This is a genomic window from Motilimonas cestriensis (assembly GCF_021295315.1).
Lineage (GTDB): Bacteria > Pseudomonadota > Gammaproteobacteria > Enterobacterales > CBDFNC01 > Motilimonas > Motilimonas cestriensis.
Genome location: NZ_JAIMJA010000002.1, coordinates 350,882 through 369,031, shown reverse-complemented (window position 1 = coordinate 369,031; position 18,150 = coordinate 350,882). Strand labels below are relative to the sequence as shown.

Here is an 18,150-nt window from a genome sequence, read left to right as displayed (position 1 = left end):
AGACATGCTGGAGTTTGGCGAGCAGCGATTTATTACAGGGATGCAAGATTACCAACGACGGCTACTGCAACGACTTGGCGAGATGTACGAATTATTTTATTCCTAAATTGGCTGCGGAATGTCGGATATTAAAGTGTGAGGTAAGATGAAATGCAATGGTTTTTTGGTTTTAATTTGACCTTTTTGTCTGTATGGTGAGCGAAAATGTAATTTCTCAAGTTTTAAATTTGAGATGTTTAATTAAACTTAGGGATTGTTCATATGGAAATGTTCTTATCGAAGCAGGGAATTGCTGACATCCAAAAATGCACCATTGCATTTTTGTTGTTCTTTACCTTCGCTTTTTTTTCGTCATTAGTAAAAGCAGATACAGAAAAAGGCTACCTTTGGTTAGCTTCTCAACAGTCTGTTTCAGGTCACTTTTCTGATCAAACTACTTTAGCCTCTTCATTCCAAGCGTCTAGTGAGGCTGTTAATGCGTTACTTCAGGCAAATAAAAGTGAATTATTCAGTTTAAGTAATGCGCAATCGTATCTAAATCTTCAAAACTCTGTAAATACAGAGTCAATTGCACGGCTATTGAATGCTGGAGTTACTGATGGAGCTAAGCGTGTTGAACTATTAAACCAGTTGCTTGCAATGCAAAATGAAGATGGGGGGTTTAGTTTTAAAGCTGGATTCGATTCATCTGTTCTGGATACTTCATTTGCTTTATTGACGCTTTCACAGTTGCAATTTGATGACTCTCAAGTGCTATCTAAAGCAATGGGGTACCTTTCTGTTAATCAAACGTCTGGAGGTGGCTTCTTTTTATCAAATAGTAACCAGCCATCTATATACCTTACTGCCATGGCATCCAAAGCGTTGCAAGGATACATCTTTAAGTATCGTGTCGGAGACATTATTGATAAAGCGAGTGACTTTATTCTTTCAGATCAAGCTAGCTTAAATAACGTTTGGGTATCCAGTATTGCTTTGCAAGCCGTTATTCCCGTTGTTACAGACAGTACTGCATATGCTGGAATAATTGAAAATATCATCGCTCAGCAGCTCGAAAATGGTTCATGGGAAGACGATGTATACGTAACTGCGCTTACATTAAATGCTTTGTATTTAGCCAAAAACATAAAGTTTCCAGTTGATCCTTCTAGTGGATCATTTTCAGGCTCAGTTACCGATGCATCTAATCAATTACCCTTGTCAAAAGTAGAAATAAATGTTGTTGGTAACACAAATATCAAAGTGTTAACTGATGAACATGGAAAATTTCATATAGAAAATTTAGCACCTGGTAATTACCAAGTTACATATTCGTTATTAGGTTATGGCATTGGCACAATAAATGCCAATCTTGAAGCTGGACAATTGATTAGCTTAGGTCAAACACGTTTACAGGCCGTATCAACGGAAAGCGTACTTTACGGTGTGATAACTGATGCCACTACTGGCTTACCTCTTTCTGGTGTTTTAGTAAAAACAGAAAATGAAGCGACCACAGAAGCAATAACTGGAATTGATGGTAGTTATCGTTTAGTAACGAAGTCTGGTGAAACTTCAGTTTCAGTATCACTAGCTGAATACGACAGTGTAACAATCATGACCAACTTGGTTGCTGGAGTTACTTCTCGTTTATCCCCTAGTTTATATAAAGCAGGTACAACGCCAGATAATCTTAATACGATTATTAAAGGTATCGTTATTGACGATATATACAAACAGAAATTAGCAAATGTATCAGTAAGCATCCAAGGCTATGACGTCTCTGTATTAACGAATTCGCAGGGGGAGTTTACTTTAGAGTCTCCACAAGCTGAGGCTGTATTATCCTTCAATCTAGCTGGATATAGCCCTATATATTTAAATGTACTTTCGCCTCTAGGTGGCATGTCAAATGTTGGTGTAGTACCACTTTCAACTACCACTGCTGGAGAGTCTAGCTCGATATTTGGCTTAGTATCAGATGAGGTTACAGGTACACCAATTGCTGGTGCACTTGTTACAGCAGAAGGCACTGGTGTTGAAGCGAGAACTAATGCCGATGGTGTATACGAATTAGTGAATATTACTACGTTGGATTTCTCCTTGTTTGTGAAAGCGACTGGATTCATGAGCAAGCTTATTGCAGTGAAATTGGCGCCCTATGATCGTATCCAACAGGATATAAACTTAACTTCTTCTTCTAACGGAGGTGTTGAAATTACTGAGTTAGTAAGCGATCAAACGAGTTACCCTGCATACACAGGTGTTGTTTTAAATACTGCTTTATTCAATGCGTCAGCAGAGGCTAAAAATGTAAGGGTGGTCACTGAAATCTTTGATGCTCAAAATGAGATTATTAATAGCAAATCGAACTCTAGCGCGACAGGAGGTTTAGATTCTGAGGATTTAATTCCAGTATTACCACAGGAAGTAAAAGACTTAACGACTAATTGGTATACAGGCATTCAAAAGCCTGGTAGCTACTCTGTGATTGTGAAAGTTTATGATGGTTTGTCTACTCGCATACTTTCTGAGAAGAAAACTGTTTTTTCTATCACAGCAACTCAAAAAATAAGTAAGTTAAAAATCACGCCAAAACCATTGTTTGCACATGTTAGTGAAACAGCAAATGTTGAACTTAATAGTGTTTTATCAAATCGTTCAAATGTACCTGTAACAGTTAAGCTTGGTTATAACTTTATTGATTCAAGTAGTGTTGTTATTAAGTCTGGTGTCGTTGATGTTGTTATTGACCCCGAAGAAATGACAAAAACAATTCAACTAGCTCAGCACACTCATACATTTTTAGAAAAAGGTGAATATAACCTTTCATTTGAAGTGATGAGTGAGACTAAACCAGTCGAAAGCGAAATTGGCTTAATTATGGTATCACCAACAACAAGACTTGAAGTACAACAGGATATTTCACCCAAAGTATTGATCCCGAATGGAAACAAGCGGATCTCAGTGAAAATTAATTTACAAGGAGTTGAGCAATGATTAAATCTTGCCCAAAGTTTATATTAAGCCTGCTAGTTATATGGGTAGCTTTCAGCTTCTCATATAGCGCTCACGCTGCACTAGATAGTAAAGGAACTGAATTCGTACTTTCATTCCCTAAAAACTATTCTAAAAACGGTAAACGCTCATTATTTATTTCAAGTGAAATAGCAAGCTCTGGCACAGTATCTGTAAGTGGCTTGAATTACTCTGTACCATTTTCAGTTGCTGAAAATTCAGTTGTAAGAATTGATTTACCACTTGGTGTTGAATCAATGCCTGTTAATGCAGTATCCAACCTTGCAGTCAGAGTGGTTGCTGATAATGAAGTGACAGTTTATGGGTTAAATCAAAGGCTGAACACGACTGATGCCTATTTAGGCTTACCAATTGATACACTTGGCTTAGAATATTATATAGCAAGCTACACACCGATTAACAGTGGTGTGCCATCACAAATAGTAGTTGTAGGCGTGTACGACAATACTTCCGTAACCATTACTCCCAAATCAAATATAGGGAGCCACTTAGCTGGTCAGCCATTTACAATTAAGCTAAATAAAGACCAGACTTATTATTTCGAATCAAATGGAGATCTAACGGGGAGTAATATTAAAGCAAGTGTACCTGTAGGTGTATTCAGTGGTGTTAAATGTGTAAATATACCAGTCTCGGCAGGGGCATGTGATCATATTGTAGAAATGTTACCTGCAGTTCCTACGTGGGGGGAGAGTTTTTTAACCGTACCGCTAGCAACAAGGAAACGTGGTGACTTCTTTCGAATCTTAGCTTCTGAAGATAGTACCGAAATATTAATTAATAATGAGAGTGTTAAAGTTTTAAATAAAGGGGAGTTTTTTGAAACTGTCTTAACTCAATCATCAATTATTACTTCAACATTTCCAACGTTATTAACGCAATTTTCAGCTGGTAGTGGTTATGATGGTGTCACTTCAGACCCCTTTATGATGTTAGTACCACCTTCCGAACAATTCTTATCAAAGTATTCTTTTACAACGCTTGGTCAAGATGTTGGTTTTGTAAATAGCTTTGTAAATGTAGTGATTCCTACAGAATCAATTGGCTCATTAGAACTTAATCAAATTGTTATAGAAGAAAATTTGTTTTCACCTATTGGACAATCTGGCTTTAGTGGTGCACAAATTTTAATTCCCGCGGGCTCTCATTCAATAGCAGCAGATGTTCCCTTTGGTATCTATGTATACGGTTTTGGTAGCTATGACTCATATGGCTATACAGGCGGTATGGCATTCGAATTCATCAACCCTAAAGGCGATGCTTTTGTCCCAAATGTAAAACTATCGCAGCTAGGTGAATATGCACAAGGTATCGCTGGTGACTCTGAAGATTTAAACCTCAATGGTTTATTAGATTCTGGTGAAGATTTAAATAATGATGGAGTAATTGGTAGACGTAACGAAGATATTAACGGCAATGACATACTTGATGATGGTGAAGACTTAAACCAAGATGGCCTTATTGATGTTGATACAGGTATCTTCAATATATCATTATCAGAAGCTTCTGCTAACTTACGCATAGAAACGGATAGCTTTGTTCCTGGTTCCCTTTCAGTTAATTTTAGAATCTACCTTGTTGATACTAGCGCGCCTGGTGTTGGTACGTTAATCGTGTCGGATGGTGCGGGCAATACAGTTGAAAAAGAAATTTCACTGTCAAACATGCCTATTATGACGAAAGTGAAAGTTATCAGCACAATATCGAGTAATGATATTGATTTAGATAATACCTCTTTCATGAAAGCGCCTGATAAAGTAGACATTCTTGCAGATAGCACCGTTGTTGAATGGAATTTTGCAAGCTTCTCTGTTGCTCAAAGTGAGAATCTTGATTATGAATTAGTATTTAAAAATCCAATTCCCGATGAGACTAGGCTCGTCACTCACAAGCTCGAACTAGAGTATACGAACTTTGATGGAACACTAATCCGTAAAGTATTAGGTGAGCAAAATGTTAATGTTGCCCGTTCTACTTTTGATTTAGATGCCGTTACTGATAAGCCTATTTATATCAGTGGTGAAAATGTGCTTATTGATGGTAGCGTATTAAACCTAAGTAACTTCGCAGCAGATGCAACGGTTAAACTTTATATCAAAGATGCAGATGGAAACTTAGTTACTTCATTTTCTGAGATTACCGTTTCGCAAGTGGCAGAAGGTATTTCGTTACCTATTGATACTAATATATTTTCAACTGCTGATATCTTTGTTGGTGAGTACACGTTAGTTGCAGTGTTAACAGATGCAATTAGTGGCGCACCTGTTGAAGTTACGCAAGTATTCACGGTTACTACTGAAAATGGTTCACTGGCTAATGTTCAATCTCGTGTAACGACAGACAAAGCAAGCTATGCACCTTGGGATTTAGTGTCTCTAGAGACTCTCGCTGAAAACATTGCAGATAGATCGATGGTTGAAGGCGCTAAAGGGTATCTGAAAGTATTAGCACCAGATAATTCAGTTTTACTCGAAAAAGAAGTTACGCTTAATACACTTTCTGCAAAATTACAGTTAACAAATCAATTTACTAATCAACTTAGTGATGCGCTTGTTGGTAACTACGGAGTAGTTTGGGAAGTTCGTAATACATCAAATGAAGTGTTATCCGCAGCTGCTTCAAGCTTTACTGTTACGTCTGAATTAAAAGACGTACTACTCGCGAGTGTGAAAGTAGATAGCGACGCTGTTTATTATAGCCAAGCTAATATGTGTCATTTTGATTACATTAACAGGAGCTCTGTTACTACTGGTAATGTTGCAATGAAGTATCAATTGATACGTATGGCAGACGAAGTCGTCATTTCTGATACTACTGTAGATACAGATATTGCAGCTAAAACAACGCAGAACTTCAAACTAGCCATCGATACAAAAATGAATAGTGGCTCTTATGCGTGTATTGCCCAAGCTAAGTTTGATGATAAATGGGAAACATTAGCGTCAGATACATTCGAGTTAAACATTGATGTCGATATTGTTGAAACCTTAGGTAAGGTACTTGTGCTTCAAGATGTAAGTACTGATGACAATACCGCTGACCCATTTGGGCCAAGCGCTGCTAAGTTGGCTTCTCAAAACGCGGTGTTAACTACATTACTTGAATCAGAGCATTTTGGTTACAAATTTACAGATAATGTAAGTGACTTTGTTACTGAACTAAACAGTAGTCAATATGATGCATACCTAGTGCTTCCTGAGCTTTTAGAGTTAACTTCTGAAGCGCAAACATTACTGAAATACTCAGTGTTTGTTGGTGATGGTTTATATGTTTCTAATAAATCACTTGCAAATGCGGCAGAGCTTGAGAAAGCGTTGGGCATTGAACTTGCCCAAAAGCAGCCAGTCGTTAAATCATTAATATTGAATGATGTGTTGCTACCGCTTGCAACTCAGCAACCATTTACATTCAGTGATAGTGCATATTCATTCCACCCAGTAACAGCCTCTTTAATCGGCTTTTATGAGCAGGTTAATAGTACTGAACAATGGCAATATGACGATGGAATCCAATGTATTGTGACTAATGAGCCTCCTGCAATGTCGTTAAATTCATACGGTAAAGGTATTAGTGTCTACTCTGGGTTTGACCTAATGGCTCAAGCAAATACAACAACGAGTTATTTATCTGAATTGTTAACAGGGGTGATTAAGCAGGTTCATCAAGATGTGCGAGTTGCAGATGTATACAAAGTGACATCATTAACTGTGACGGTTGAATCAGATAACAGCCCTATTCCTGGTCGCTTACTTTTAACATTACCAAGTGGTCTTGAGTTGATTGATGGTGGTGCTTTTGTAACGGCAGGAAGCGAAACAGAATGGTTGTTTGATTTAGCAACGGACTCAAGCCAGCAAACGACAATTCAAGTGATGGGTACTGTCGCTGGGAATTATGAGCTGGAAGTAGCACTAGAGTCTGGCATTACACCGAATTATCAAGCACAGCAGGTTAATGTAATAGGGCTAAGTATTATTGCTGATGACAGTTCTATCGCTAAAGCTAGCTCATTAGTTCAAGCTGAATTGCAATTAAACCCACGAGATGCTCGCTTGAAGTTTGTTTTACGCGCATTAGGTAAAGCGGAGCAAATGCAAGTAAATGGTGCTATTTCAGGTGCTGTTAAACAACTGGATATTGCTATTAACCATCTAGAATATGTTGACATTGATACTGCAGAAATAATGCAAATATTGATGCAACTTCGTCTTAACCTAGTTCAACTTTAATGTGGGGAAATGATATGAATTTTAAAATGAAAACAATAATTCCATTTGCTTTATCACTTCCTTTAATGGTTGCTGGTGTAAATGCAGAAGAGCGTGATGTAAGAGTCAGTTTAGGCGAGGCAGGGCAATATAATGCCTTTGTATTTAATGACTTTAACGCGCCATCCTCTAAAGTCGAAGGCCGTATAGCTGTAGGCGGTAACTTAAATATTGATGGTTATAGTGTCGCAGATAAGTTGCCAATGTCGGATGATGGTTTTTCGGTTGTGGTGGGGGGGGATGCTACTTACCCAACTGGGCGTGTTTATGCTGGGCATGTACTTGTAGGAGGAAGCGCACAAAACATCGGTAATGCAGTACGCTTTGGTTTAACCCAAGAACAGGTGTTATGGGACAACATAGATCTGCCATTTAATTTTGATAATGTTAGGACAGAGCTGTTAAATAAATCAGCAGAGCTCTCACTACTAGCCAATACTGGAACTGTTGAAATTAAATGGGGGGGGCTTTATTTAACTGGCGATTGTCAAAGTGACTTACAGGTATTTAATGTAAATGGTGCTGACATCTTAAACTCACATACATTCGATGTGTCCTGCATTCCTGACAATGCAAGCGTGATAATCAATATTTCAGGTCAAGCACCAGGGTTTAGTAATGTTAGTTTAAGCACATTAACTAAACACAGAAACCGAGTGTTATATAACTTTTATGAAGCAACATCGCTTACCTTGAGAGGTGTTTATGTTGAAGGTAGCGTACTAGCACCTTATGCCGATATTAGTAATCCATCGGGGACAGTTAATGGAACACTGATTGCAAACTCATGGAATGGCACAATGTCATTTAGTTTGCAGCCGTTTGAAGCATATAACGAAGGTTATAAACAGTGTGAAGGGATAGTTTTACCACTTTAACATTTTTATTAAATTATTTAGATTAAACCAGCATTATTAAGGGAATAAAAATGCCTTTGTCATTTTTGGAAAATTTTAGAGTTAGTCGTTTTTTTAGTAAAGCGACAGCAATGTTATTAATATTAACGTTCATCGTTACATTATATCAGTGCTCGTATACTACGCAGACGAATCCTAATGTCGTTATTACTAAAAGCGACCCATCACCTCTTTATCAACCAGCAACGGTAGAGCAGAAAGTTGCCTTGTCTTTAGATGAGTTGGCACTGAGTACTGAAAGTGCACATCTTACTGTAAGTACTGAGATTGCTAATAGCACGGTTAATGATGCCGATAAAAACCTTGTTGATAAAGTTGGTTTAAATGATTTGGCAGGGGCTGATTTAGCGGTATTTAAAGCTTATCGTGAACAAGCTGAGGCTGATAAACAAGAAGCATTACAAAGTTTTGAAACGGTAAAAGACCACTTAACTAAAAATAACTTGGCACCTGTTATTTTTGAACGTCATGAAGCAGCTGTTGAGCAGTATAAAGCCAAGCATACTGAGCTAGTTAGCTTATTAGATGAGCTATTAGCAGCCAAAAGCTTGCAAGAGCAAGGTACTTCTTTAAATTCGTTAAATAGCTGGTTAAAAGAAAATCAAACTCAAAAAGCACATCAACAAGAAGATTTTGAAAAGTTACCTTTTAATAGCCCTAAGCCTAAGGTTAGAGAGCCTGATTTAGATTACGTAGCTCTGTATGACCGTGTAACAACACCTCAATTATTCGTTTCTAATTCTATTGACTCTTCAATGATTGATCCTGGTGTAACGGATTTAGCAGAAACAATTGATGCACCACACACTGATGCCATCAAGGATTTAGCAGCAGAGTTAAATCACGACCCAATTGCTATTTACGACTGGGTGTATAACAACATTAAATTCATCCCTAGTTACGGCTCTATTCAAGGCGCTGAGTACACATTAAAGCTGCGTCAAGGTAATGCGATGGATACATCGTCGTTATTAATCGCACTACTACGTTCATCTAATATTCATGCTCGTTATGCCTACGGTACGGTTGAAGTGCCGATTGAAAAGGTAATGAACTGGGTCGGTGGCGTAAATTCTCCAGAAGCAGCTGCTAACTTAATGGGCCAAGGTGGCATTCCGAATACCATGATGACTTCTGGTGGTAAAGTTGTTGCGCTACGCTTCGAGCACACTTGGGTTGAAACCTTTGTTGATTATGAACCAAGCCGTGGTTTAAAAAATATTGAAGCGGATTCATGGATCCCATTAGATGCTTCATTTAAGCAATATGAGTTTTATTCATCTAAAAATATCATCGATAATATTGATTTTGACCCTATGAGTGCTATTCAAACTCTCTATTCTTCTGTTGTGGAAGATAAAGTGCAGGGCTGGGTTCAAGGCGTTAACTTACTTTCCTTAGAAGCGGAAATTCAAGGCGCGGTAAATAACTTAAAAGCTTACTCTGAGCTAGATTCCTCAAACACCTCAATGAAAGATTTACATGGAGAAAAGGCAACTAAGATTATTCCATATGGACCTTTAAGCTCTAGTCTTCCGTATAGATTATTGGCGAAAAGCGAAAGCTTCAATGAACTTCCAGATAAACTTAGAAATAAATTTATTTTTAAATTACATTCAGGATTTGGTCGTGATATTGATTTTAAGCAAGCAACCGTTAGCTTAGCAGGAAAGAAAATATCATTAAGTTTTGTTCCTGAAACTGCTGATGATTTAGCCTTAATAAAGAGTTATTTTCCTAGCAATAGTAATAATATGAATAAAGCATTACCTGCTTATTTAATAAAAATGTCAGCTAGATTAACAGTAGATAATGTCATTGTTGAACAGGTTAGTGGCTTTACAATGGGTAAGCAAACTCTTACAAATATGGGGTTTTGGTCTCCTTCTCATGGGTGGCTAACAAGTTCTAATAAGCCAACTGTCGGAGAGACTCATGCTATAGCATTAGATCTACAAGGAATTGCCTCTGTACAGCTTTTAAAATTATCAGAAAAAATGGGAGGCAACGATACTGTTCTTCGTAGTAAAGCGCAAGAGAGTACATCTGACCTATTATATTCGATTATTTTAAGTTATTTTAATACTAATAGCTTTTATGACAAATTAGATGAGCGAAACACTGGTGTTGTTAGTTATCGAGCACCAAGTTATGGTGTGTTTCAGACATCTACGACAACAGCCTATTGGTTTGACATACCACGTGAACTAAAGTTATCTGGGTTAGTCATGGATGTGGATAATATATCTACGATATCAGTGCACACTGATAATGATAAAAATAAACTTTTAGCTTATCGCTCTGTCTCTGGCTCTAGAATGAGTTTGTTAGAAAATGCTTTGCCTGAGGCTGTTTTTAGCACTAAAGAGAAACAATTGAATGGAGTAAGTACTACTAGAGCTTTAATTCACGCAATAGAAGAAAATCAAAAAATATACACCCTTACTTCTGATAATGCGAAGAGTATCTCTCTGGTTAATATAAACTCCTTAGCCAGATCAGAAATAGAGAATGCCTTGCTTGCAGGGAAAACTGTTGTGGTTCATGAAAAGCCAGTCAATGTTGATGGGTGGATAGGCAGTGGTTACTTAATTCAGGATAAAAAGACTGGTGCCGCCGCTTATAAAATATCAGGAGGGCATAACGGTGGTGCCATACCTTATGATGAGGCTGAGGCATTATTGTCTTCGTTTGATAATGATACATGGTATTGGGATGTTATAGATGAAGCAATATCTGTTGGTGATTGGGTTGTAAATCACTCAGCTGAGGGGCTTGCTGATTATTATGGTGAAGACTCTATTGAGTATCAATTCTGGGACTTCTTTGTTGGTGGCTACGTTGATGCCGCTAATGCAGCGCAAGATGGTGATTATGGTCAGGTTTTAACTGATGTTGCTTTGGCATCTCTAAAATTAAAGTGGCTTGATCGAATTCTCACAGGTACTAAAAAATTCTGTTTTGTAGCTGGCACTATTATTCATACTAAGGATGGGTTTAAACCTATCGAGGATATAGTGATAGGTGACTTTGTTAAGTCAAAAAATGAATTAACAGGTGATATATCTTGGAAAGAAGTAACACGGTTATTTAATAACAAAAATAAAGAAATACTAAATATTTCTTTTATTGGGAGTTCCACTGTATTAGGTGTTACTTATGAGCACCCTTTTTGGGTTGATGGTAAGGGGTGGGTTAACGCAAATTCTTTGCAAGAAAATGATAGAGTAACTTCTTATACAGGTGATAATTTTACAATTAAATCGGTTAAGGCTAGTGAGTTTAATCAAGATACTTTTAACTTTGAAGTTGCCGATTACCATACATATTTTGTTGGTGAAGAAGGGATATGGGTTCATAACAAATGTCTACCAAAAGTAAAAAAAGCAACCAATGCAAATATGCCACATGCCAGAGAACGAGCGGTAGAAAGAGGGGTTTTTCCTGATGCTGAATCTGCATCTACAGGGCTTAAAAATCTTTCATCTGAAATAAGTAGCAATGGATTTCCAAAAGGTAGTATTATCGACCCTGCCCATGCTGATAGAGTTTTAGTTCCAGTTGGAAATAATGGAATGGCTGTATACCAAATAGCTAAAAATGGAACGGCTAAATTGAAAACAATTTTAATTGCGAAATAATAATGACTGATAAAAAAATGAATTTTGAAGTAAGTAAGTATGACTCAGAAATTGCATATCTAAGCTTTCCTGCTCACCCAGGAAAAGGCAAAAAGGGGATAGTTATGAAACAAAAAGAACTATCTAGCTTAATTGAAGGTTATAAGGGGCCTGAAGTATATTTAGACTTTGACGAAAATGGAGAGTTAATCGGAATGGAAATCCTTCTTTAATTACCTTACCTTCCTAAGTAATTAGGAAGGTAAGGTAATGGGGGCTTTACAAATGTAAAGCCTTTATCATTTTTTATTAACAGGCCCCCTCTTTTATTGAGTTTTATTCTAATATCACGAATTGTTATTTAATTTGCGTATAGCTTGCTGCCAAGCTACATGGGAGGGGTTTATAATTTTTTCGACTTTAGTGCTGAAATTAAATCTTGGGCTACTTGAATATTATAAGCCTGAAACAAACTTTTTTTGTTATGTTTTGAATCGAGCTGTTGCGCTTTAGAACTAATTTTTTTACCTTTTTGTTCAATGTTGCTTATTGAAGAACGTAACACTGAAAGTTGATTTTTCGATACGCATAAATAATGCACTACAACGAAGGTTGGTAATACAAAGGCTAATCCAAATTTTAAGAAGTAAGTGGGTATACTAAAAAAAATTAGCCCTGTTAGCAGCTTTTTCCAAGCTGGCCATGCTTGACGGCCAGAGAAAGTGATTTTGTCATCACTGATTTTTACTTTCCCTTTACCAACAAAACCCCATTTATCAATAGAAAAAGCACTTCCATATTTAATATCAAACTCCATTTTATTATTTCCTCTGTCACTACCAATTAAGAGGAGTATTGTAGCAATAATTGTAAAAATAATATTTAGATAACTCAATTAAGGTGATGGAAATTATCTATTTAAATTGCTCCTGTATTACTCTTGTTTGCAGCTCGATAACGTGGTGACTACATGATCAAACACATATTAATCTACTGAAGTTAAGCTGAGCTGTAATGACTCAGCTTAAAGTAAATCATAAGGCTATTCCTTTGCGGGAATAGCCTTTTTTATTGCCTGCCTTTTAGTAGAGGAAAATAATGTGCAAATATTTAATCAATTACCCCCTAAAAAAGTACTCCCTATTTCCATTGCTGAGAAGCTAATGGATGAGCTAAACCCCAGCAACGATATCGCTGAAACACAAGCTAACTGGGCTGAAATTAGTTGTCATTTATTGATATTGGATGAGTGGGATAAACCCAATAGCTTAAGCTGTTTATCAGATAGTGTGCTGCGTAAATTATTGCATACATTGGACTATCCCGAATATGTTGATGATATTGGCCGATATACGTTATCGCTTGGTATCAGTGGCGATGATGGCTCTGGCTTATTCCTGCTCTGTTATCAAAGCATCAACTTGAATCAGCTTAAGGAGGTGCTTAGTGAGTCAAAGCGTCTCTAAAAATGAGTTATGGAAAAAGCTAAAGCAAGTCAAAGGCACTAAAGAGGTAAGCATAAAAGCCTTATTGTTGTTTTATGTACTCAGTGATGACGATACCCCGATATGGGTTAAAGCAATTGTTGTGGTTGCACTGGCTTACCTCATCAACCCTGCAGACCCCTTAGGCGTTGACCCATTTGTACTGATTGATGATATCGCTGTTATGTCTACTGCCATTACTTCTATCTCCAGCAACATTAAACCCAAACACCATAAACAAGCCACTCTTCAATACAAAAAACTATAAGGAAACCATGATGTCTAAATCAACCAAAAAAGGCGCAGATAAAGCACCTGTGCTAACGGATAAGTCAGAAACAACAGAGACTAAAGCGCAAGTTAATGTCAGTGAAGCTGAAACAACTGACGCTAAAGTAGATGCAGTAAATGTTGATGATGTTAGAGCAGATACCGTTAACACAGATAAAAACATAACTAATACCAAAGCCAAGAAACCTAACCGCCTTGAGTTGGACGCTATTGGGTTTACGATGATAATTACCGATGGTAAAGCGCCTAAGCTAAGCCCTAAAACGAATGGTGTTATCTTCTATGAAATCGCCATGAACGATGATGAACATAAGCTGTATCTGCGCATGACGGGTAATGATGGTGGTGGTTTACATACTAAGAGCTGGTTAAGCTTAGATGCGCTATTTGAGATACTGGATAAGCAAGCAGATATCGTCTTTAAAAGTAATGTGCTTAAACCTGCTATTCACGGTAAAAGTGCTAATAACGCTTCTTTTCTGGCAGCTGTTTTACGCTGTGATGATATTGGAGTATTGGGCCGAAGTCGAGATAACCAGTTCTTGCATGTTTTGTCTGAAAAATACCAAGCGAATTTCAGTGATCTGATCTTCACTATTTGTATTCTTGAGTAAACTCTATGACTCTTTTTGAACGCCTAAGTCGCATACCTGATCCTCGTGCTGATATTAATGTTAAACACGATTTAGTGGATGTTGTTTTTCTTGTCTTTTCTGCGGTACTTAGTGGCGCAACAGGATGGAAATCCATCCAAGAATTCGGTGATAGTCAACTGGACTGGTTAAGACAATACCGACAGTTTGAAAACGGCATCCCGAAGCGTCATTGCATTGCAAATATAATCAGTATGTTAGATAGCGATGCATTACTTGAAGCCTTATTTGAATGGCTTAATGTAGAACGCAGTCGTGCGGAAAAATCGGTTCTAGCAATTGATGGTAAAACCCTCCGGGGAACCAAAACGGATGGCAGCAAAAGTTTTCTCCATGTCGTTAATGCTTATGATGTCGAAAGCGGCTTAATGCTTTATCAACAAGCAGATAAGAGCAAGGGTAAGGAAGTCAGCTTGTCTCGGGATGTACTTGACGCCCTGATTTTAAAGAATACGATAGTCACGTTAGATTCGTTGCATTGTTTAGCGCCGACAATGGCGCAAATAGTTAAAAAGAATGGAGATTTTACGATCCAACTGAAAAGGAATCAGCTTAAGCTTTTCGAGCATGTGACTCAGGCTTTTGCTGAAGTGTATGAACAGCCTGATGGGATGACGGAATGTGTTCAAGAGAACCAAGGGCATGGTCGAAAAGAGTGGCGCAATATCATGCAGATAGACGCCAATTTACCACCAGAGCTAAAAGAGAAGTGGCCACACATAAAGACGTTTATTGAAGTGGCAAGTGAACGCAGTAGCAACGGCAAAGGAACCAGAGATTCTCGCTGGTATGTTAGTTCGCTAGAGCTTGATGTAGAGTTAGCTGCTCGCACAGTAAGAGAGCATTGGAGCGTCGAAAATCAGCTTCATTGGGTACTAGACGTTGTATTTAGAGAAGATGAATTGAGGGTGAAAGATCCGGATGGAGCGAGTCATTTGGCTGCATTTAACCGAGCTGCACTCAACGCTATAAAGCAGGATATTAGCGAAAAAGATAGCTTGGCAGCCAAGCGTAGAAAGTCAGGTTGGTCCGGCGAATATCGTTCAAAGATTATATTTGGTTAAATGTAAAAGTTGAAATCCGAATGTTGGGAGTTCGAATCTCTCCACCCCTGCCACTTTCTAAAAGCCTGACCTAGTGTCAGGCTTTTTTCGTTTCTCCCACTGGCTTTTATTAAGCACTAACATAGCTACTGGAAACACATTTCGGTAATATTCCCTTTCTTATTTTTTCTGTGCTAAATGAGCTAATGAATCGATACCAAGCTTTTATATTAAAAGAGATGGGCATCACGGTGTGGCAGTTAAATCAAGGTAGTGATGCCGCGTCTGCCAAGGCAGAATTATCAGCAGTTGATGCGCCGCTTTCACTTCATCATGATACTAAGATGCTAATTTTGGCAGAGCATAATGTACTGCAAAGTGAGTTTGTTATCGCGGTGCTGAAATCCATAGGCCTTACTTCAGCGCAAGCACAGGTGATGGATGAACAAAGCTTCAGGCAATACCGCGGTCCCCTACCATTGTGGGTTTGGTCTACTCAGTCAACACTAGCGCCTCGCAGTTCCACCCAAGTATTAAACAGCGCCAGTATTGATGAAATAAGTCAAGATCCGTTGCAGAAACGTAGTTTATGGCAGCAAATAAAATCGTATAAAATACAATAGAGAAAAAAATGACGGACTCCTCAGCGCTTTGCATTATGCCTATGGCTCTTAATGATTTACCCCAAGTAAGTCGGATTGAGGTACTGGCCCACGCCTTCCCGTGGAGTGAAAAGTTATTTAGCAGTAATTTTGGTACCCGATATTTTAATCATGTGTTATCACAAGGTGAGCAGGTACTCGGCTATTATGTAGCGAGTCAGGCGGGTGTTGAAGCCACTTTACTTAACATTGCCATAGACCCAAGTGAGCAAGGTAAGGGGCTAGGACGTAAACTACTCGAGCATTTACTTCAACTTGCGAGAACCAAGCAGATTGAAGAAATTTGGCTTGAAGTAAGAGAGTCAAACCAAAGCGCTCATTACTTGTATGATGAGTTGGGTTTTGTTGAGGTAGACCGAAGGAAAGGCTACTACCCCACTGCAGAAGGACGCGAAGATGCGATTGTTATGTGTTGCTACCTTGAGCCTGCCGCTTAGATATCTACCGGCTGCCTGTTTGGTGATGATGGCCAGCCTGCCCTGTTGGGCAGCTCGTGATGTGTATAAATACCAAGATGATCAAGGTCACTGGGTATTTACCGCCATTAAGCCTCAAGTCGTCTTCGAGGTAGAGCATGAGCGAGTGGCCGAGCCTGAGATATCACCCGTGCGAGTTTTGCATAAAGTCATCACCGGAAAAAACCAAGCGGAAGTGGTTGCTGTTAACAACTATGGTATGCCAGTGACAGTGAAATTAGCGTTTACTGAGCTGACTAATACAAAAACCTCTATGTCACTCCCTGAGGCATTTGCCCTCGCGCCCAACAGCCGACAAACTTTATTTACTATTTTCCCTGAGCAGCCTGGTCAATGGCGCTTTCAGTATCAATATAGCTTTACCCCCGGTAAGCTCGATCCTGAGTTTTACGCTGACTATGCTTATCAGGTTCCATTCAATCTGCCCCAACCTGCATACATTTCCCAAGGCTTTAATGGCAACTTCACTCATTCTGAGCCTCACAGCCAATATGCTATTGATGTTCCTTTACCTGAAGGAACTGAAGTTGTTGCTGCCAGAGACGGCATCGTGGTGGAAGTCGTCGAAAATAATAGCGGCGCCGCAACGGCTGATTTTGCCAAAACAAAGGCTAATGTGGTCCGCATTGCCCATGCCGATGGCACGATGACCGTTTACGCCCACCTTAAAACCTTTTCTGCTAAGGTGAGAGTAGGGCAACAGGTAAAGCGGGGTGAGCCGATTGCCTTATCGGGCAACACGGGCTTTAGTACTGGCCCGCATTTACATTTTGCGGTGCAGATTAACCAACAATATGAATTAGTAGCAGTGCCATTTTTACTGCAGATAAATGGGGCAGTGGTGGAGCCTAAACCGGGCCTTAAAATAGCACCGCAAGGCTAACCTATAGTTTTGCTTAATGGTGGTTTTAGTGGAATAATCCGCGGCTGCATAAATAGGAGCAATACTCGATGATCACCAAAAATCAAATTAAGCTGATTAACTCTCTCGCACAGAAAAAATACCGTAAGCAACACGGTTTATTTATTGTGCAAGGCGAAAAAAATGTCGTGGAGTTATTTTCATCGAATTTTGAAATTCATCAGGTTTTTGCTACCGAGTCTTTTTTAGCTAAATACCCAGCTGAACTCAGCACCACCCACTTTGTTGCAGCCTCGCCAGAGGAGTTAGCTAAAGCGGGCACCTTCAGCACAAACAACACCGTCATTGCCTTAGTTAAAACGCGACAACTTGCCTTACCTGAAAACAACCTCAATGAATTGGTGTTGGCTCTTGATGGCGTATCTGATCCCGGTAATTTAGGCACCTTGATCCGTCTTGCTGATTGGTACGGAATAAAGCAGATAGTGGCCAGTGAAGATTGTGCGGATGTTTATAATCCAAAAGTGATCAGCGCTACCATGGGTTCGTTTTGCCGAGTTGAAGTGGTCAATACTGATCTTGCTGCTTATTTGTCACAGCAAACTGTGCCCGTGTATGGCGCTTTTCTTGAGGGTGAGAACATCTATCAGACCACATTAAGTAGCCAAGGTGTGATTGTTCTTGGCAGTGAGTCTCATGGTATTCGTGATGAAGTATCGAGCTTTATTAGCCACAAAATAACCATACCGAGTTTTGGTCAGGCTGAATCGTTAAATGTGGCCATGGCGGGGGCGATAATTTTAGACAACTTTAAGCGTGCATAATGACGGTGAAAGTTAATTACTGCGTTAATAGC

The 18,150-nt window shown here is 38.9% G+C and carries 14 protein-coding genes; 13 read left to right on the top strand and 1 reads right to left on the bottom strand.

Annotation, left to right across the window (positions count from 1 at the left end; all coding sequences use genetic code 11):
• Window positions 1–261 precede the first annotated feature (261 nt).
• Genes K6Y31_RS03410 through K6Y31_RS03390 form a run of 5 tightly spaced genes read left to right on the top strand, consistent with a single transcriptional unit; the run spans window position 262 to window position 12,056 of the window.
• Window positions 262–2,979 carry a carboxypeptidase-like regulatory domain-containing protein gene (locus K6Y31_RS03410; RefSeq protein WP_233051431.1) on the top strand — a complete coding sequence of 906 codons (2,718 nt, stop codon included), beginning with the start codon at window positions 262–264 and terminating at the stop codon, window positions 2,977–2,979.
• The gene (locus K6Y31_RS03405; protein ID WP_233051430.1) at window positions 2,976–7,247 is read left to right on the top strand and encodes an IgGFc-binding protein; all 4,272 of its coding nucleotides are present in this window, start codon (window positions 2,976–2,978) and stop codon (window positions 7,245–7,247) included. Before K6Y31_RS03410 ends, K6Y31_RS03405 begins: the two co-directional genes overlap by 4 nt.
• Window positions 7,248–7,261: 14 nt before the next feature.
• A complete protein-coding gene (locus K6Y31_RS03400) occupies window positions 7,262–8,164 on the top strand; it encodes a choice-of-anchor A family protein (RefSeq protein WP_233051429.1) in 903 nt (300 codons plus the stop codon).
• A gap of 50 nt (window positions 8,165–8,214) precedes the next feature.
• Entirely contained in the window at window positions 8,215–11,844 is a 3,630-nt protein-coding gene (locus K6Y31_RS03395; RefSeq protein ID WP_233051428.1) for a polymorphic toxin-type HINT domain-containing protein, read from the top strand.
• A gap of 2 nt (window positions 11,845–11,846) precedes the next feature.
• Window positions 11,847–12,056: a DUF2283 domain-containing protein gene (locus K6Y31_RS03390; protein WP_233051427.1), complete on the top strand. Its 210-nt coding sequence runs from the start codon at window positions 11,847–11,849 to the stop codon at window positions 12,054–12,056.
• Window positions 12,057–12,226: 170 nt separating this feature from the next.
• Here K6Y31_RS03390 and K6Y31_RS03385 read toward each other — a convergent pair whose 3' ends face one another.
• The gene (locus tag K6Y31_RS03385) at window positions 12,227–12,640 is read right to left on the bottom strand and encodes a hypothetical protein (protein ID WP_233051426.1); all 414 of its coding nucleotides are present in this window, start codon (window positions 12,638–12,640) and stop codon (window positions 12,227–12,229) included.
• Between the two features lie 283 nt (window positions 12,641–12,923).
• Between K6Y31_RS03385 and K6Y31_RS03380 the strand changes: the two genes are divergently transcribed.
• The 8 genes from K6Y31_RS03380 to K6Y31_RS03345 all read left to right on the top strand — a co-directional run bounded on the left by K6Y31_RS03380 (window position 12,924) and on the right by K6Y31_RS03345 (window position 18,118).
• Entirely contained in the window at window positions 12,924–13,289 is a 366-nt protein-coding gene (locus K6Y31_RS03380) for a hypothetical protein (RefSeq protein WP_233051425.1), read from the top strand.
• Entirely contained in the window at window positions 13,270–13,575 is a 306-nt protein-coding gene (locus K6Y31_RS03375) for a YkvA family protein (protein WP_233051424.1), read from the top strand. The genes K6Y31_RS03380 and K6Y31_RS03375 overlap by 20 nt, the downstream gene beginning before the upstream one ends.
• Before the next feature lie 10 nt (window positions 13,576–13,585).
• Entirely contained in the window at window positions 13,586–14,212 is a 627-nt protein-coding gene (locus tag K6Y31_RS03370) for a hypothetical protein (RefSeq protein ID WP_233051423.1), read from the top strand.
• Between the two features lie 5 nt (window positions 14,213–14,217).
• Window positions 14,218–15,315: an ISAs1 family transposase gene (locus K6Y31_RS03365; RefSeq protein ID WP_233051422.1), complete on the top strand. Its 1,098-nt coding sequence runs from the start codon at window positions 14,218–14,220 to the stop codon at window positions 15,313–15,315.
• Window positions 15,316–15,500: 185 nt separating this feature from the next.
• Complete coding sequence (locus tag K6Y31_RS03360) at window positions 15,501–15,917, top strand: DNA polymerase III subunit psi (RefSeq protein ID WP_233051421.1); 417 nt, start codon at window positions 15,501–15,503, stop codon at window positions 15,915–15,917.
• 8 nt (window positions 15,918–15,925) lie between these two features.
• A complete protein-coding gene (gene rimI / locus K6Y31_RS03355) occupies window positions 15,926–16,393 on the top strand; it encodes a ribosomal protein S18-alanine N-acetyltransferase (protein ID WP_282560143.1) in 468 nt (155 codons plus the stop codon).
• On the top strand, window positions 16,353–17,315 hold the full coding sequence (locus K6Y31_RS03350; protein ID WP_233051420.1) for a M23 family metallopeptidase: 963 nt from the start codon (window positions 16,353–16,355) through the stop codon (window positions 17,313–17,315). Before rimI ends, K6Y31_RS03350 begins: the two co-directional genes overlap by 41 nt.
• Before the next feature lie 68 nt (window positions 17,316–17,383).
• Complete coding sequence (locus K6Y31_RS03345; RefSeq protein WP_233051419.1) at window positions 17,384–18,118, top strand: RNA methyltransferase; 735 nt, start codon at window positions 17,384–17,386, stop codon at window positions 18,116–18,118.
• Window positions 18,119–18,150 lie beyond the last annotated feature (32 nt).

Excerpts from the sequence above, each read along its gene's own strand:
- K6Y31_RS03395 (WP_233051428.1), top strand. The coding sequence starts at position 8,215 with ATGCCTTTGTCATTTTTGGAAAATTTTAGAGTTAGTCGTTTTTTTAGT.
- rimI (WP_282560143.1), top strand. The coding sequence starts at position 15,926 with ATGACGGACTCCTCAGCGCTTTGCATTATGCCTATGGCTCTTAATGAT.
- K6Y31_RS03350 (WP_233051420.1), top strand. The coding sequence starts at position 16,353 with ATGCGATTGTTATGTGTTGCTACCTTGAGCCTGCCGCTTAGATATCTA.
- K6Y31_RS03360 (WP_233051421.1), top strand. The coding sequence starts at position 15,501 with ATGAATCGATACCAAGCTTTTATATTAAAAGAGATGGGCATCACGGTG.
- K6Y31_RS03365 (WP_233051422.1), top strand. The coding sequence starts at position 14,218 with ATGACTCTTTTTGAACGCCTAAGTCGCATACCTGATCCTCGTGCTGAT.
- K6Y31_RS03385 (WP_233051426.1), bottom strand. The coding sequence starts at position 12,640 with ATGGAGTTTGATATTAAATATGGAAGTGCTTTTTCTATTGATAAATGG.
- K6Y31_RS03400 (WP_233051429.1), top strand. The coding sequence starts at position 7,262 with ATGAATTTTAAAATGAAAACAATAATTCCATTTGCTTTATCACTTCCT.
- K6Y31_RS03405 (WP_233051430.1), top strand. The coding sequence starts at position 2,976 with ATGATTAAATCTTGCCCAAAGTTTATATTAAGCCTGCTAGTTATATGG.
- K6Y31_RS03410 (WP_233051431.1), top strand. The coding sequence starts at position 262 with ATGGAAATGTTCTTATCGAAGCAGGGAATTGCTGACATCCAAAAATGC.
- K6Y31_RS03345 (WP_233051419.1), top strand. The coding sequence starts at position 17,384 with ATGATCACCAAAAATCAAATTAAGCTGATTAACTCTCTCGCACAGAAA.
- K6Y31_RS03390 (WP_233051427.1), top strand. The coding sequence starts at position 11,847 with ATGACTGATAAAAAAATGAATTTTGAAGTAAGTAAGTATGACTCAGAA.
- K6Y31_RS03370 (WP_233051423.1), top strand. The coding sequence starts at position 13,586 with ATGTCTAAATCAACCAAAAAAGGCGCAGATAAAGCACCTGTGCTAACG.